This window comes from Streptomyces sp. NPDC093018 (genome assembly GCF_040684035.1).
Taxonomy (GTDB): domain Bacteria; phylum Actinomycetota; class Actinomycetes; order Streptomycetales; family Streptomycetaceae; genus Streptomyces; species Streptomyces murinus.
In genome coordinates this window covers 63402-77249 of the sequence record NZ_JBFBFF010000012.1, presented here as the reverse complement: position 1 = coordinate 77249, position 13848 = coordinate 63402, and the positions used below count along the sequence as shown (strand labels likewise).

Genomic DNA, 13848 nt, shown 5'->3' with positions numbered 1-13848 from the left:
CGCGTCAGTGAACGGGCGCGCCCGCACCCTCCGTCGTCAGGTACGCGATCACCATGTCCCCGAGCATCATCCGGTAGTGCTCCCGCCGGTCCGGGTCCACCAGGTCGCGGCCGAACAGGGCGCCGAACGCCCGCCGGTTGACGGCGCGAAAGAAGCAGAACGAGCTGATCACCGCGTGCAGGTCGACCGCGTCCACGTCCGCCCTGAACACCCCCGACTCCCGCCCGGCGGCGAGGATCTCGCGCAGCACGTCCAGCGCCGGGGAACCGATCGCGTCGAGCCGCCCCGAGGGCGCGGAGTCCTCGGCGCACTGGAGGTTCTCGATGCTCAGCAGGCGGATGTAGTCGGGGTGTCGCTCATGATGGTCGAAGATCAGCCCGGCCAGCCGCCGCATCGCCGCGACCGGGTCCAGGTGGGCGACGTCCAGGCGCCGCTCGGCCTCGCGCAGCGCGCCGTAGGCCCGTTCGAGGACGGCCGTGAACAACTGCTCCTTGCCGCCGAAGTAGTAGTAGATCATCCGCTTGGTGGTGCGGGTGCGGGCGGCTATCTCCTCGACGCGGGCGCCCTCGTAGCCGGCCCGCGCGAACTCCCGGGTGGCCATGTCGAGGATCTCGGCCTTGGTGCGGGCGGCGTCGCGCACCCGCCCGTCGGGTCGTATCGGCTCATCGACGCTGGTCATCGGGTGGTTCCTTCGGGCCTCGGGCCGCCTCGGTGGCGCGCTCGGTGCCGTCGATTCTAGGACGCGAACATGACAGTACGGGGGTCGCCGTGGCCCGGAGCACACGAGGTGCCCCGGGCCACGGACCGGAAAAGCCGCGGTCGCCGACCGCTACGGCCGCCGGTTCCACTCGGCGATCACCGGGTACCCGTGCTCGGTGGACAGCCGGCTGACGGTGCCGGTGGCCAGCTGGAACAGCCGGCCCTGCGCGGGCCCGAGGCCCAGCCGACGGGCCGTCAGGACCCGCAGGAAGTGGCCGTGGGCGACGAGCACCACATCGGGGCCGTCCGCGGCGAGCGCCCCGGCCACCCGGTCCAGCACCCGGTCGGCGCGGGCGCCGACCTCGGCCGGTGTCTCGCCCGGATGCCCCTCGGGCCCCGGCGCCACCCCGTCGGACCACAGGTCCCAGTCGGGGCGGGTGCGATGGATCTCGGCGGTGGTGATGCCCTCGTAGCCGCCGTAGTCCCATTCGTGCAGCGCGGGTTCGGGCTCGACCCCGGTCAGGCCCGCGAGCGCGGCGGTGCGCAGGGCGCGGCCGAGCGGGCTGCTGAGCACGAGGGCGTGGGTCCGGCCGGACAGGAGCGGGGCGAGGGACTTGGCCTGTTCCTCGCCGCGGTCGGTCAGGGGCAGGTCGGTGTAGCTGGTGTGCTGCCCCGACCTGCTCCACTCCGTCTCCCCGTGGCGGACCAGCAGAAGGTCCGCCACGGTCAGCCCTTCTTCTCGACCGCGTGGCCGCCGAACTGGTTGCGCAGCGCCGCGATCATCTTCATCTGCGGCGAGTCGTCCTGCCGGGAGGCGAACCGGGCGAACAGCGAGGCGGTGATCGCCGGGAGCGGCACCGCGTTGTCGATGGCCGCCTCGACGGTCCAGCGGCCCTCACCGGAGTCCTCCGCGAAGCCGCGCAGCTTCTCCAGGTGCTCGTCGTCGTCCAGCGCGTTGACCGCGAGGTCGAGCAGCCAGGAGCGGATGACCGTGCCCTCCTGCCAGGAGCGGAACACCTCGCGGACGTTCTCCACGGAGTGCACCTTCTCCAGCAGCTCCCAGCCCTCGGCGTACGCCTGCATCATGGCGTACTCGATGCCGTTGTGGACCATCTTGGAGAAGTGCCCGGCGCCGACCCGGCCCGCGTGCACATAGCCGTACGGGCCCTCCGGCTTGAGCGCGTCGAAGATCGGCTGGAGCCGCTCCACGTTCTCCTTCTCGCCGCCGACCATGAGTGCGTAGCCGTTCTGCAGGCCCCACACCCCGCCGGAGACGCCCGCGTCCACGAAGCCGATGCCCTTGATGGCGAGCGCCGCGGCGTGCTTCTCGTCGTCCGTCCAGCGGGAGTTGCCGCCGTCGATCACCGTGTCGCCGGGCTCCAGCAGGTCGCCCAGCTCGTCCACGACGGTCTGGGTGGCCGTGCCGGCCGGGACCATCACCCACACCTGGCGGGGCGCGTCCAGCTTCTCGACCAGTTCGGCGAGGCTCTTGACGTCGGAGACCTCAGGGTTGCGGTCGTAGCCGATGACGGTGTGGCCGGCGCGGCGGATGCGCTCGCGCATATTGCCGCCCATCTTGCCGAGGCCGATGAGACCGAGCTGCATGATCAGTTCTCCGATGCGTTCTTGAGAGTGCGGTAGGCGGCGACGAGGGCCGTGGTGGAGGGGTCGAGGCCGGGGACGTCCGCGCCCTTCGTGAGGGCGGCTTCGACGCGCTTGGCGAGGACCTTGCCGAGCTCCACGCCCCACTGGTCGAAGGAGTCGATGTCCCACACCGCGCCCTGGACGAACACCTTGTGCTCGTACAGCGCGATCAGCTGGCCCAGTACGGACGGGGTCAGCTCGGCGGCCAGGATCGTCGTGGTCGGGTGGTCGCCGTGGAAGGTGCGGTGCGCCACCTGCTCCTCGGGCACGCCCTCCGCGCGGACCTCCTCGGCGCTCTTGCCGAAGGCGAGCGCCTGGGTCTGGGCGAAGAAGTTGGCCATCAACAGATCGTGCTGCGCCGCGAGTTCACCGCTCAGCTCGCCGACCGGGCGGGCGAAGCCGATGAAGTCGGCGGGGATCAGCTCGGTGCCCTGGTGGATCAACTGGTAGTAGGCGTGCTGCCCGTTGGTGCCGGGCGTGCCCCACACCACGGGACCCGTCTGCCACTCCACCCGGCGCCCGTGCCGGTCCACCGACTTGCCGTTGGACTCCATGTCGAGCTGCTGGAGGTAGGCGGTGAACTTGGACAGATAGTGGCTGTACGGCAGTACGGCGTGCGACTGGGCGTCGTGGAAGTTGCCGTACCAGATGCCCAGCAGGCCCAGCAGCAGCGGGGCGTTGGCCTCGGCGGGCGCGGTGCGGAAGTGCTCGTCGACCAGGTGGAAGCCGTCCAGCATCTCGCGGAACCGGTCCGGGCCGATGGCGATCATCAGGGAGAGGCCGATCGCGGAGTCGTACGAGTAGCGGCCGCCGACCCAGTCCCAGAACTCGAACATGTTGTCCGGGTCGATACCGAACTCGGTCACCTTGGCCGAGTTGGTCGAAAGCGCCACAAAGTGCTTCGCCACGGCCTTGTCGTCGCCCTCGAACGCTTCGAGCAGCCACGATCGCGCGGACGTCGCGTTGGTGATCGTCTCGATCGTCGTGAACGTCTTGGACGCGACGATGAACAGGGTTTCGGCCGGGTCCAGATCGCGGGTGGCCTCGTGCAGATCCGCGCCGTCCACGTTCGACACGAAGCGAACGGTCAGATCGCGGTCGGCGAAGCTGCGCAGCGCCTCGTACGCCATCGCGGGACCGAGGTCGGAGCCGCCGATGCCGATGTTGACGACATTGCGGATCCGCCGGCCGGTGTGCCCGGTCCAGGCGCCGGAGCGCACCCGCTCCGCGAAGTCGCTCATCTTGTCGAGGACGGCGTGCACCTGGGGCACCACGTTCTCGCCGTCGACCTCGATCACCGCGTCCCGGGGCGCGCGCAGCGCCGTGTGCAGCACCGCGCGGTCCTCGGTGATGTTGATCTTCTCACCGCGGAACATGGCGTCCCGCAGCCCGAACACATCGGTGGCGGTGGCGAGTTCCTGGAGCAGGGCCAGGGTCTCGTCCGTGATCAGCTGCTTGCTGTAGTCGATGTGCAGATCACCGACCCGGACCACGTACCGCTCGGCGCGGCCCGGGTCCGACGCGAACAGCTCGCGCAGATGCAGCGGCCCCTCGGCGCGGTGGTCGGCGAGCGCCGTCCACTCGGGCCGGTGGATGAGGTTGGGATAGTGGGCGTCGGCCATCTCAGGCGTTCTCCTTGGCGGCCTCGCCGGTCAGGGCGATGGCGTACATCTCGTCGGCGTCGAGGCGGCGCAGCTCCTCGGCGATGAGTTCGGAGGTGGGGCGGACCTTCAGGGCGAGGGTGCGCGGCGGCTGACCCGGCAGGGTGAGCGTCGCGAGCGGGCCCTCGGGGCGGTCCACGACGATCTCGCCGTCGCGGGTGCCCAGCCGTACGGCGGTGACCACCGGACCCTCGGTGACCACGCGGTCCACGCTCACCCCCAGCCGTGCCTCCAGCCAGCGGGCCAGCAGCTCGGCGCTGGGGTTGTCCGCCTCGGCCTCCACGGCCGCCGACGTCACCTTCGCCCGCGCCTGGTCGAGCGCGGCGGCCAGCATCGAGCGCCACAGCGTCAGCCGGGTCCAGGCCAGGTCGGTGTCGCCGGGCGCGTAGGTGCGGGCGCGGGCCTGCAGGACCTCCATCGGCCGCTCCACCGCGTACAGATCGGTGATCCGGCGCTGCGCGAGCGCGCCGAGCGGGTCCTTGGACGGCGTGTCGGGCGCGTCCACCGGCCACCACACCACGACCGGGGCGTCCGGCAGCAGCAGCGGCAGCACCACCGAGTCGGCGTGGTCGGAGACCTCGCCGTAGGTGCGCAGCACCACCGTCTCGCCGGTCCCGGCCTCCGAGCCGACCCGGACCTCGGCGTCGAGGCGCGAGTGGGTGCGGTCGCGCAGGGTGCGGGCGTGCCGCTTGATGACGACCAGGGTGCGCGAGGGGTGTTCGTGCGAGGCCTCCTCGGCGGCCCGCATCGAGTCGTAGGCGTTCTCCTCGTCCGTGACGATGACCATCGTCAGGACCATGCCCACGGCCGGGGTGCCGATCGCTCGGCGGCCCTGCACCAGCGCCTTGTTGATCTTGCTTGCCGTGGTGTCGGTCAGGTCGATCTTCATGGCCTGCGCCAGCTCCGTCCGTCTCGTGCGAGCATCTCGTCGGCTTCCCGCGGTCCCCAGCTGCCCGACGCGTACTGTGCCGGACGGCCGTGCGCCGCCCAGTACTGCTCGATCGGGTCGAGGATCTTCCAGGACTCTTCCACTTCCTGGTGACGCGGGAACAGGTTGGCGTCGCCCAGGAGCACGTCCAGGATGAGCCGCTCGTACGCCTCCGGGCTGGACTCCGTGAACGACTCGCCGTAGGCGAAGTCCATGGAGACGTCCCGGATCTCCATCGAGGTACCCGGCACCTTGGAACCGAAGCGGACCGTCATGCCCTCGTCCGGCTGGACGCGGATCACGATGGCGTTCTGGCCCAGCTCCTCGGTGGCGGTGGAGTCGAACGGGGAGTGCGGGGCCCGCTTGAAGACCACCGCGATCTCCGTCACCCGGCGCCCGAGCCGCTTGCCGGTGCGCAGATAGAACGGGACGCCCGCCCAGCGGCGGTTGTCGATGCCGATCTTGATCGCGGCGAAGGTGTCGGTCTTCGACGTCGCGTCGATGCCGTCCTCTTCGAGGTAGCCGACGACCTTCTCGCCGCCCTGCCAGCCGCCCGCGTACTGCGCCCGCACGGTGTGCTCGCCCAGGTCGTCCGGGAGCCGCACCGACTTGAGCACCTTCAGCTTCTCGGTGAGCAGCGCCTCCGCGTCGAACGCGATGGGCTCCTCCATGGCGGTGAGCGCCATCAGCTGGAGCAGATGGTTCTGGATGACGTCACGAGCGGCGCCGATGCCGTCGTAGTAGCCGGCCCGGCCGCCGATGCCGATGTCCTCGGCCATCGTGATCTGGACGTGGTCGACGTAACTGCGGTTCCAGATCGGCTCGTACATCTGGTTGGCGAAGCGCAGCGCCAGGATGTTCTGGACCGTCTCCTTGCCCAGGTAGTGGTCGATGCGGAACACCTGGTCCGGCTCGAACACGTCGTGCACCAGCGCGTTCAGCTCACGGGCGCTGGTCAGGTCGTGGCCGAACGGCTTCTCGATGACCGCGCGCCGCCAGGAGCCCTCGGGCGGGCTCGCCAGGCCGTGCTTCTTCAGCTGCTGCACGACCTTGGGGAAGAACTTCGGCGGCACCGAGAGATAGAACGCGAAGTTGCCGCCGGTGCCGCGGGAGGCGTCCAGCTCCTCCACGGCGTCCTTGAGCTGCTTGAACGCGGTGTCGTCGTCGAAGTCGCCGGGGATGAAGCGCATGCCCTCGGCGAGCTGCTGCCACACCTCCTCGCGGAACGGGGTGCGCGAGTGCTCGCGCACCGAGTCGTGGACGACCTGCGCGAAGTCCTGGTCCTCCCACTCGCGGCGGGCGAAGCCCACCAGGGAGAAGCCCGGCGGCAGCAGACCGCGGTTGGCCAGGTCGTACACGGCCGGCATCAGCTTCTTGCGGGACAGGTCACCGGTCACCCCGAAGATGACCAGGCCGGAGGGGCCCGCGATGCGCGGGAGGCGGCGGTCCCGGGTGTCCCGCAGCGGGTTCACCCAGTCGGCGGCCGGCACGAGGGGCACCCGCACCTCCTCAGGCGCCGGGGCAGGGCTCGCTTTTTCGGTCATCGCGCGTCAACTCCCTTGCTCTCCAGGGACTTCGCCACCGCGTCCAGCAGGTCCTGCCAGGCCGTCTCGAACTTGGCGACGCCCTCGTCCTCCAGCTGCTGGACGACCTCGTCGTAGGAGATGCCGAGCCGCTCGATCGCGCCGAGGTCGGCACGGGCCTGCGCATAGCCGCCGGTCACCGTGTCGCCGGTGATCTCGCCGTGGTCGGCGACGGCGTTCAAGGTGGCCTCCGGCATGGTGTTGACCGTGCCCGGCGCGACGAGGTCGTCCACATACAGGGTGTCCTTGTACGCGGGATCCTTCACACCGGTGGACGCCCACAGCGGACGCTGCTTGTTCGCCTTGTCACCGGCGAGCGCCAGCCAGCGGTCCGACGCGAAGACCTCCTCGTACGCCTCGTAGGCCAGTCGCGCGTTGGCGAGGGCCGCGCGGCCCTTGAGCGCGAGGGCGTCGTCGGTGCCCAGCGCGGTCAGCCGCTTGTCGATCTCGGAGTCGACGCGGGAGACGAAGAACGACGCCACCGAGTGGATGGTGGAGAGGTCGATGCCGCGCTCGCGGGCCTTCTCCAGACCGGCCAGGTAGGCGGCCATGACCTCGCGGTAGCGCTCCAGGGAGAAGATCAGGGTCACATTGACGCTGATGCCGAGCCCCACGACCTCGGTGATGGCCGGCAGGCCCGCCTTGGTCGCCGGGATCTTGATCATCACGTTGGGGCGGTCGACCAGCCAGAACAGCTGCTTGGCCTCGGCGACGGTGGCCGCGGTGCGATGCGCCAGACGGGGGTCGACCTCGATGGAGACCCGGCCGTCGCGGCCGTTCGTCGCCCGGTACACGGAGTCCAGGACGTCGGCGGCGTCGCGGACGTCGGCGGTGGTCATCATCCGCACGGCCTCGTCGACCGTCACCCCGCGTACGGCCAGATCGGTGAGCTGCTCCTCGTAACCCTCGCCGGAGCCTATGGCCGCCTGGAAGATCGACGGGTTGGTGGTGACACCGACGGCGCTGCCGCTCGCCACCAGGTCGGCGAGGCTGCCCGAGGTGATCCGCCCCCGCGACAGGTCGTCCAGCCAGATGGACACACCCTCGTCGGCAAGGCGCTTGAGGGCTCCCGGGGTAGCGATTGCTTCGGTCACAGTGATCATCTTTCTTTGTGTGTCGGTGTCAGGCGCGCGCGGCGGCGAGCGACTCGCGGGCCGTCGCGGCGACGTTCTCGGGGGTGAAGCCGAACTCGGTGAACAGGGTTCCCGCGGCGGCGGAGGCACCGAAGTGCTCCAGGGAGACGATCCGGCCCGCGTCGCCCACATAGCGGTACCAGGTCAGCCCGATGCCGGCCTCCACCGCCACCCGGGCCCGCACGGCCGGCGGCAGCACCCGCTCGCGCCATGCGCGCGGCTGCTCCTCGAACCACTCCACGGACGGCATCGAGACCACCCGGGTGCCGGTGCCCTCGGCCTCCAGCAGCTCCCGCGCGGCCACGGCGAGCTGCACCTCGGAGCCCGTCGCGATGATGATCACCTCCGGGACCTCCGTCGAGGACTCGCGCAGCACATAGCCGCCCTTGGCCGCGTCCTCGTTCGGCGCGTACACCGGCACGCCCTGGCGGGTGAGCGCGAGCCCGTGCGGGGCAGGGCTGGTGGCGTGCCTCTTCAGGATCTCGGCCCAGGCGATCACGGTCTCGTTGGCGTCCGCCGGGCGGACGACGTTCAGACCCGGGACGGCCCGCAGCGAGGCCAGGTGCTCGACCGGCTGATGGGTCGGGCCGTCCTCGCCGAGGCCGATGGAGTCGTGCGTCCAGATGTACGTCACCGGCAGCTGCATCAGCGCGGACATCCGCACCGCGTTGCGCATGTAGTCGGAGAACACCAGGAAGGTGCCGCCGTAGATGCGGGTGTTGCCGTGCAGGGCGATGCCGTTCATCTCCGCCGCCATGGAGAACTCGCGGATGCCGAAGTGCACGGTACGACCATAGGGGTGGGCCGTCGGCAGCGGGTTGCCCTCGGGGAGAAATGAGCTGGACTTGTCGATGTCGGTGTTGTTCGAGCCGGCGAGGTCGGCGGAGCCGCCCCACAGCTCCGGCAGCACCGGGCCCAGCGACTGGAGCACCTTGCCGGAGGCGGCGCGGGTGGCGACCGACCCGCCCTCCTCGAACACCGGCAGGGTGTCCTCCCAGCCCGCGGGCAGCTCGCCCCGGCTGATCCGGTCGAACAGGGCGGCGCGCTCCGGCTCGGCGCCCCGCCACTCGGCGATCCGCTTGTCCCAGGCCGCGTGCGCCTCGGCGCCCCGGTCCAGGGCCCGCCGGGCGTGCTTCAGGACCGCGTCCTCGACCTGGAAGGACTGCTCCGCATCGAAGCCGAGGAGCCGCTTGGTGGCCGCGATCTCCGCCGCGCCGAGCGCCGAGCCGTGGGAGGCCTCGGTGTCGCGGGCGTTCGGTGCGGGCCAGGCGATGATCGTGCGCATCGCGATGATCGAGGGCCGCCCGGTCTCGTTCCGCGCCGCCTGGAGGGCCGCGTACAGGGCGGGTACGTCCACATCGCCGTCGGCGGTGGGCGCGATGCGCTGGGTGTGCCAGCCATAGGCCTCGTACCGCTTCAGGACGTCCTCGGAGAAGGCGGTCGCGGTGTCGCCCTCGATGGAGATGTGGTTGTCGTCGTAGAGGAAGACCAGGTTGCCGAGCTTCTGGTGACCGGCGAGCGAGGACGCCTCGGCACAGACACCCTCCTCCAGGTCGCCGTCGGAGACGATCGCCCAGACGGTGTGATCGAAGGGGGAAGTGCCCGCGGGGGCCTGAGGGTCGAACAGGCCGCGCTCGTAGCGGGCGGCCATCGCCATGCCCACCGCGTTGGCGGCGCCCTGGCCGAGCGGTCCGGTGGTGGTCTCCACGCCCGCGGTGTGCCCGTACTCGGGGTGGCCCGGGGTCCGGGAGCCCTGGGTGCGGAACGCCTTCAGATCGTCCAGCTCCAGCTCGTACCCGGCCAGGAACAGCTGGATGTACAGGGTGAGCGAGGTGTGGCCGGGGGAGAGGACGAACCGGTCACGGCCGGTCCACTCCGGGTCCGCCGGGTCGTGACGCATCACCTTCTGAAAGATCGTGTACGCGGCAGGCGCCAGGCTCATCGCGGTGCCCGGGTGGCCGTTGCCCACCTTCTGTACCGCGTCGGCCGCCAGCAGGCGGGCGGTGTCCACGGCCCGCCGGTCGAGATCGGTCCACTCGAAGCCACCGGAAGTCTGCGTGCTCATCTTCAAGAAGTCCTCGTTCAGTACGGAAGGGCTGGCCGGACGCGTTCAAACTTAAAAGTCTGACTTTTTCAACGGAAGGGCGGGATGTGTCACCCTGTGGTGAATCTGGGACAGTGATCGCGGAGCAGGGACGGCACGAAAAGGACATGGCTGACACAACGCCCCAAGAGGGCGGCGCGGCGGTCGGTGACGGCATCCGAACCCTCCCCTTCCCGACCGAGCTGGCCGTCGGCGGCGTCGGCATGCGGATCGGCCGGATGGGGGCCGACCGCGGCTGGCGGGCCGACATCCCGCTGGACCGCGTCCACCGCATCGACTTCCATGTGGTCCTGCTGTTCACCGAGGGCCCCGTACGCCATATGGTCGACTTCACCGAGTACGAGGCCGCGGCCGGCGACCTGCTGTGGATACGCCCCGGACAGGTCCACCGCTTCTCCCGTGAGTGCGTGTACCGCGGAACCGTGCTGACCATGCAGCCCGGCTTCCTGCCGCGTGCCACCGTGGAGGCCACCGGCCTGTACCGCTACGACCTGCCGCCGCTGCTGCACCCCGGGGCGGCCCAGCTCGAAGCGCTCGGGGCGGCCCTGGAGCAGCTGCGCCGCGAGTACGAGGACACCACGACGCTCCCGCCGAGCCTGCACGCCGCCGTCCTGCGGCACGAGCTGACGGCGTTCCTGCTGCGCCTCGCGCACCTCGCCGCCAGCTCGGCGCCCGGTTCACGGCAGCAGTCGGACAACACCTTCACCCTGTTCCGGGACGCCGTCGAGCAGGGCTTCGCCACCAATCACAGCGTCAGCGCCTACGCCGACGCGCTCGGTTACTCCCGCCGCACCCTGGTGCGCGCCGTCCGCGCCGCCACCGGCGAGACCCCCAAGGGCTTCATCGACAAACGCGTCGTCCTGGAGGCCAAACGCCTCCTCGCCCACACCGAGCTGCCCATCGGCCGGGTCGGCGCCGCCGTCGGCTTCCCGGACGCGGCGAACTTCTCCAAGTTCTTCCAACTGCACACCGGGCGAACACCGGTGGCCTTCCGCGCCGAACTGCGGTAACCAGCACGGCTCTTGACCTGGAGCGCGCTCCAGATCCGAGCATGGGCCGCATGAACACCGGCCGGGTGCGCAGCACCCCTCCCCAGATCGTCCTCGGCACCATGGACTTCGGAACCCGCGTCGACCGCGAGCGGGCCTTCGCGGTCCTCGACTCCTTCGTCGCCGGCGGCGGCCGCTGGCTCGACACCGCCGACTGCTACTCCTTCTGGGCCGATCCCGAGGGCGTCGGCGGCGCCAGCGAACGGGTCATCGGCGCCTGGCTACGGGCCCGCCCGGGAGCGCGCGACGCGGTACGGATCGCGACGAAGGTCCGGCAGAACCCACTGGTGCCGGGCTCCTGGCCACAGAGCGCGGAAGGCCTTTCCGCCCCCGCCGTCCGCAAGGGCGCCGAGGGGAGTCTGCGCCGCCTGGGCGTCGAGCACATCGATCTGCTCTGGGCGCACGCCGAGGACCGCGCCGTGCCGCTTCAGGAGACGGTCGGCGCCTTCGGTGAACTGGTCGGCAGGGGAGTGGCCCTGCGGATCGGGGCGGCCAACCACGCCGCCTGGCGCGTCGAGCGCGCCCGGTCCCTCGCGCGGGAGCGGCACCTGGAACCCTGGACGGCCCTGCAACTGCGGCACTCGCTCCTCCAGCCGCGCCCGCTCACCCCCGTCGCGGAGGCCGGCCACCGCATGCTCACCGCCGAGGACCTGGACCTCGCGGCGGCGGAAGGGCTCACGGTGTGGTCGTACAGCTCGCTGCTGTGGGGCTCGTACACCCGCCCGGACAAGCCGCTGCCGCCGGCCTATGATCACCCCGGCACCGAACGGGTCCTCGCCGTCCTGGACGCCGTCGCGGGCGAACTCTCGGCCACCCGGAACCAGATCGTCCTCGCCTGGCTGATGCGGCAGGGGATCGGGCCCATCGTCGGCGCGAGCCGCACGGACCACGTCGAGGAGGCGCTCGCCGCACGCCATGTGCGGCTCGACGACGAGCACATGGCGCGCCTCGCGGCGGCACGCTAGCGGCCGCTCCCACGAATCCCGCCTCCACGAACCCGGCTTCCACGAACCCCGCTTCCATGAACCCCGCTTCCACGACCCCCGCTCCCACGAACTCCGCTCCCAAGGAGCCCCCATGACCCCGAGCAGCCCGACCGCGGTCCTCTCGCCCGCGCAGGCGGCCGACCGCACCGGTGTCTCCCTCGACACCCTGCGCTACTACGAACGCGAAGGGCTCATCGGCCCGATCCGGCGCTCCGCGGGCGGCCGCCGGGAGTACACCGAGGACGACGTCTTCTGGATCGGCCTGGTCACCTGCTTCCGGGAAGCCGGTCTCGGCATCGGGGACCTGCGCGGCTTCGTCGCCCTCCTGCGCGCCGGACAGCCCCCGCAGGACCGGGTGTCCTTCCTGCGCGAGCGCCGCGCGGCCCTGGAGCAGCGGGCGGCGGCGCTGCGCCGGGCCATGGCGGTGCTCGACGAGAAGATCGCCTACTACAGCTGAGCCTCGGCGGAGCCGGCCCGCGCCGTGCGCTCCAGCGCCTCCCGGGCCGCGAGATACCCGGCGATCTTGAACGCCAGTTCGCTGGAGCCGAAGGTGTCCGCGCGGGCCTGCCGCAGCACCACCCTGGCCGCCGCGACGACCCCGTGCTCCGGCAGGCTCAGATGCTCCTCGATGCCCGCGGCGGCCGCGGCGAAGAAACGCGGCAGCTCCGCGGCGGGTTCGTACTCCACCGTCAGCCCCTCGGCCACCTCGAAGACGACACCCTCCGCCGCGGCGGGCTCGAAGTCCACCACGATCAGCGCGAACTGCGGCGCGCAGTTCTGCCTTTGGTGCAGCACGCGCACACCGCGGACCGGATACGGCGGGAACCGGGGGGGCCGTGACGTCATGCCGGAACGCTACCCCGGCCCCCGCGGCGGATCAGTGCCCGAAGCCGGACCGGTTGACGTTCACGAAGCCGGCCGGAACCGTCCGCCAGGACTGCCGGCCCCGCCGCCCGCGCCGCTCGCCACCCGGCCGTCGGAACTAGTCCAGGTGGTACGCGTACACCGTCGTCGCCACCGCGCACACGCCCGGTGCGATCACCTCGGTGCGCAGGGTGCCGGTGCCGGGGTCGTAGTCGACGCCCTCGGCCTCGAACGTGCCCTTGCACAGGCTCTGCTGGGGGAGCCCGAAGAGGCTGCTCACCCGGCCGGTGACCGGCTTGCCGTCCAGCGGGTGCGGCAGATCGACCTGGAGGAGCGGCCGGCTCTGCGGGAACAGCGTGCCCGAGCCGTCGTCGGAGGCGCACACCAGCCGGGTGCCGGTCACGAAGTCGCAGCCCTGGATGTCGCGCACCGGCTTGTCCAGGGTGATCTGCCCGGCCTGGGCCAGCGTCCCGCCGGTGCGCGGAGTGGCCGGGTTGAGCAGCGGCGCTGGGAACACCTGGAGCCGGTCCTGGTCCTCCCACTCGCCGGAGACCAGCCACTGCCCGTCGGGCGAGACCGCGGCGAAGGAGTTGTTCACCTTCTCGCCCGGATCCAGCGGATGCACATAGTCGTACCGCTTGCCGTCCGGTGTGGTCACCGCGTACATCTTCGACGTGGCCGAGTCCGCGCCCTGGTAGGCGTCGAAGACATAGCCGCGCGCGATGTCCGGGTCGCCCACGTGGTTCCAGCCCTTGATCCGCAGATCCAGCGGGATGTCCAGCAGTCCGCGGTGCAGCAGCGAGCCGTCGGCCCGGCTGGCGAGGCCCTGGCCGCCGCCCAGGGTGTCGGTGTACGACGTCCCGGCCGCCGTCCACCGGGCCGGCTCGGCCGCCGACGCGCTCGGGGCGGCACACACGAGGGCGCCCACCAGTGCGGTGAGCGCGGCGAGTTGACGCTTCATCAGGCTCCTGTCACAGCTGTGGAGTCGGGGTTCGCATGCAACCACGGATCGGCGGCCACCGGGTGACGGCGACGCGTCGGGTGCGCCGGTTCCGGCCGACGTCCCGGCGATCCTCGGAGACGGGCCCGGGGATCCCCGGGGACGGACCCGCTGCCTCCGAGGGACCGGAAGGGAAGCGAGCGGGCCCGGAAGGTGCGCCGGGAGGCGGCGCGCGGGGATGATGTGCCGTGGCAGGG

General features: G+C 71.2%; 13 protein-coding genes. 3 read left to right on the top strand and 10 right to left on the bottom strand.

The window, feature by feature from the left end; genetic code table 11:
• Positions 1-4: 4 nt before the first annotated feature.
• The 8 genes from AB0N90_RS25130 to tkt form a co-directional block, all read right to left on the bottom strand.
• A complete protein-coding gene (locus AB0N90_RS25130) occupies positions 5-679 on the bottom strand; it encodes a TetR/AcrR family transcriptional regulator (protein WP_365200160.1) in 675 nt (224 codons plus the stop codon).
• Between the two features lie 150 nt (positions 680-829).
• The gene (locus AB0N90_RS25125) at positions 830-1423 is read right to left on the bottom strand and encodes a histidine phosphatase family protein (RefSeq protein ID WP_365200159.1); all 594 of its coding nucleotides are present in this window, start codon (positions 1421-1423) and stop codon (positions 830-832) included.
• Between the two features lie 2 nt (positions 1424-1425).
• The gene (gnd, locus tag AB0N90_RS25120; RefSeq protein ID WP_136103119.1) at positions 1426-2304 is read right to left on the bottom strand and encodes a phosphogluconate dehydrogenase (NAD(+)-dependent, decarboxylating); all 879 of its coding nucleotides are present in this window, start codon (positions 2302-2304) and stop codon (positions 1426-1428) included.
• Positions 2305-2306: 2 nt separating this feature from the next.
• Positions 2307-3965: a glucose-6-phosphate isomerase gene (pgi, locus tag AB0N90_RS25115; protein WP_365200156.1), complete on the bottom strand. Its 1659-nt coding sequence runs from the start codon at positions 3963-3965 to the stop codon at positions 2307-2309.
• Position 3966: 1 nt separating this feature from the next.
• The gene (gene opcA, locus AB0N90_RS25110) at positions 3967-4893 is read right to left on the bottom strand and encodes a glucose-6-phosphate dehydrogenase assembly protein OpcA (protein ID WP_361675608.1); all 927 of its coding nucleotides are present in this window, start codon (positions 4891-4893) and stop codon (positions 3967-3969) included.
• Positions 4890-6476 carry a glucose-6-phosphate dehydrogenase gene (zwf, locus tag AB0N90_RS25105; RefSeq protein WP_365200153.1) on the bottom strand — a complete coding sequence of 529 codons (1587 nt, stop codon included), beginning with the start codon at positions 6474-6476 and terminating at the stop codon, positions 4890-4892. Before zwf ends, opcA begins: the two co-directional genes overlap by 4 nt.
• Positions 6473-7618: a transaldolase gene (gene tal, locus AB0N90_RS25100; RefSeq protein ID WP_085567561.1), complete on the bottom strand. Its 1146-nt coding sequence runs from the start codon at positions 7616-7618 to the stop codon at positions 6473-6475. Before tal ends, zwf begins: the two co-directional genes overlap by 4 nt.
• Positions 7619-7637: 19 nt before the next feature.
• Positions 7638-9713, bottom strand: a complete 2076-nt coding sequence (gene tkt, locus AB0N90_RS25095; protein WP_365200150.1) for a transketolase — start codon at positions 9711-9713, stop codon at positions 7638-7640.
• 146 nt (positions 9714-9859) lie between these two features.
• Between tkt and AB0N90_RS25090 the strand changes: the two genes are divergently transcribed.
• From AB0N90_RS25090 to AB0N90_RS25080, 3 genes are all read left to right on the top strand, one after another.
• Complete coding sequence (locus AB0N90_RS25090) at positions 9860-10762, top strand: AraC family transcriptional regulator (RefSeq protein WP_361675621.1); 903 nt, start codon at positions 9860-9862, stop codon at positions 10760-10762.
• Between the two features lie 41 nt (positions 10763-10803).
• Positions 10804-11766, top strand: a complete 963-nt coding sequence (locus AB0N90_RS25085; protein WP_365200148.1) for an aldo/keto reductase — start codon at positions 10804-10806, stop codon at positions 11764-11766.
• A gap of 112 nt (positions 11767-11878) precedes the next feature.
• A complete protein-coding gene (locus AB0N90_RS25080; protein WP_365200145.1) occupies positions 11879-12244 on the top strand; it encodes a MerR family transcriptional regulator in 366 nt (121 codons plus the stop codon).
• On the opposite strand, the gene AB0N90_RS25075 is transcribed toward AB0N90_RS25080, so the two are convergent.
• Together AB0N90_RS25075 and AB0N90_RS25070 are read right to left on the bottom strand one after the other, a co-directional pair.
• Positions 12235-12633, bottom strand: a complete 399-nt coding sequence (locus AB0N90_RS25075; RefSeq protein WP_365200143.1) for a hypothetical protein — start codon at positions 12631-12633, stop codon at positions 12235-12237. The genes AB0N90_RS25080 and AB0N90_RS25075 overlap by 10 nt on opposite strands.
• 136 nt (positions 12634-12769) lie before the next feature.
• Positions 12770-13612: a hypothetical protein gene (locus AB0N90_RS25070; RefSeq protein WP_361675633.1), complete on the bottom strand. Its 843-nt coding sequence runs from the start codon at positions 13610-13612 to the stop codon at positions 12770-12772.
• Positions 13613-13848 lie beyond the last annotated feature (236 nt).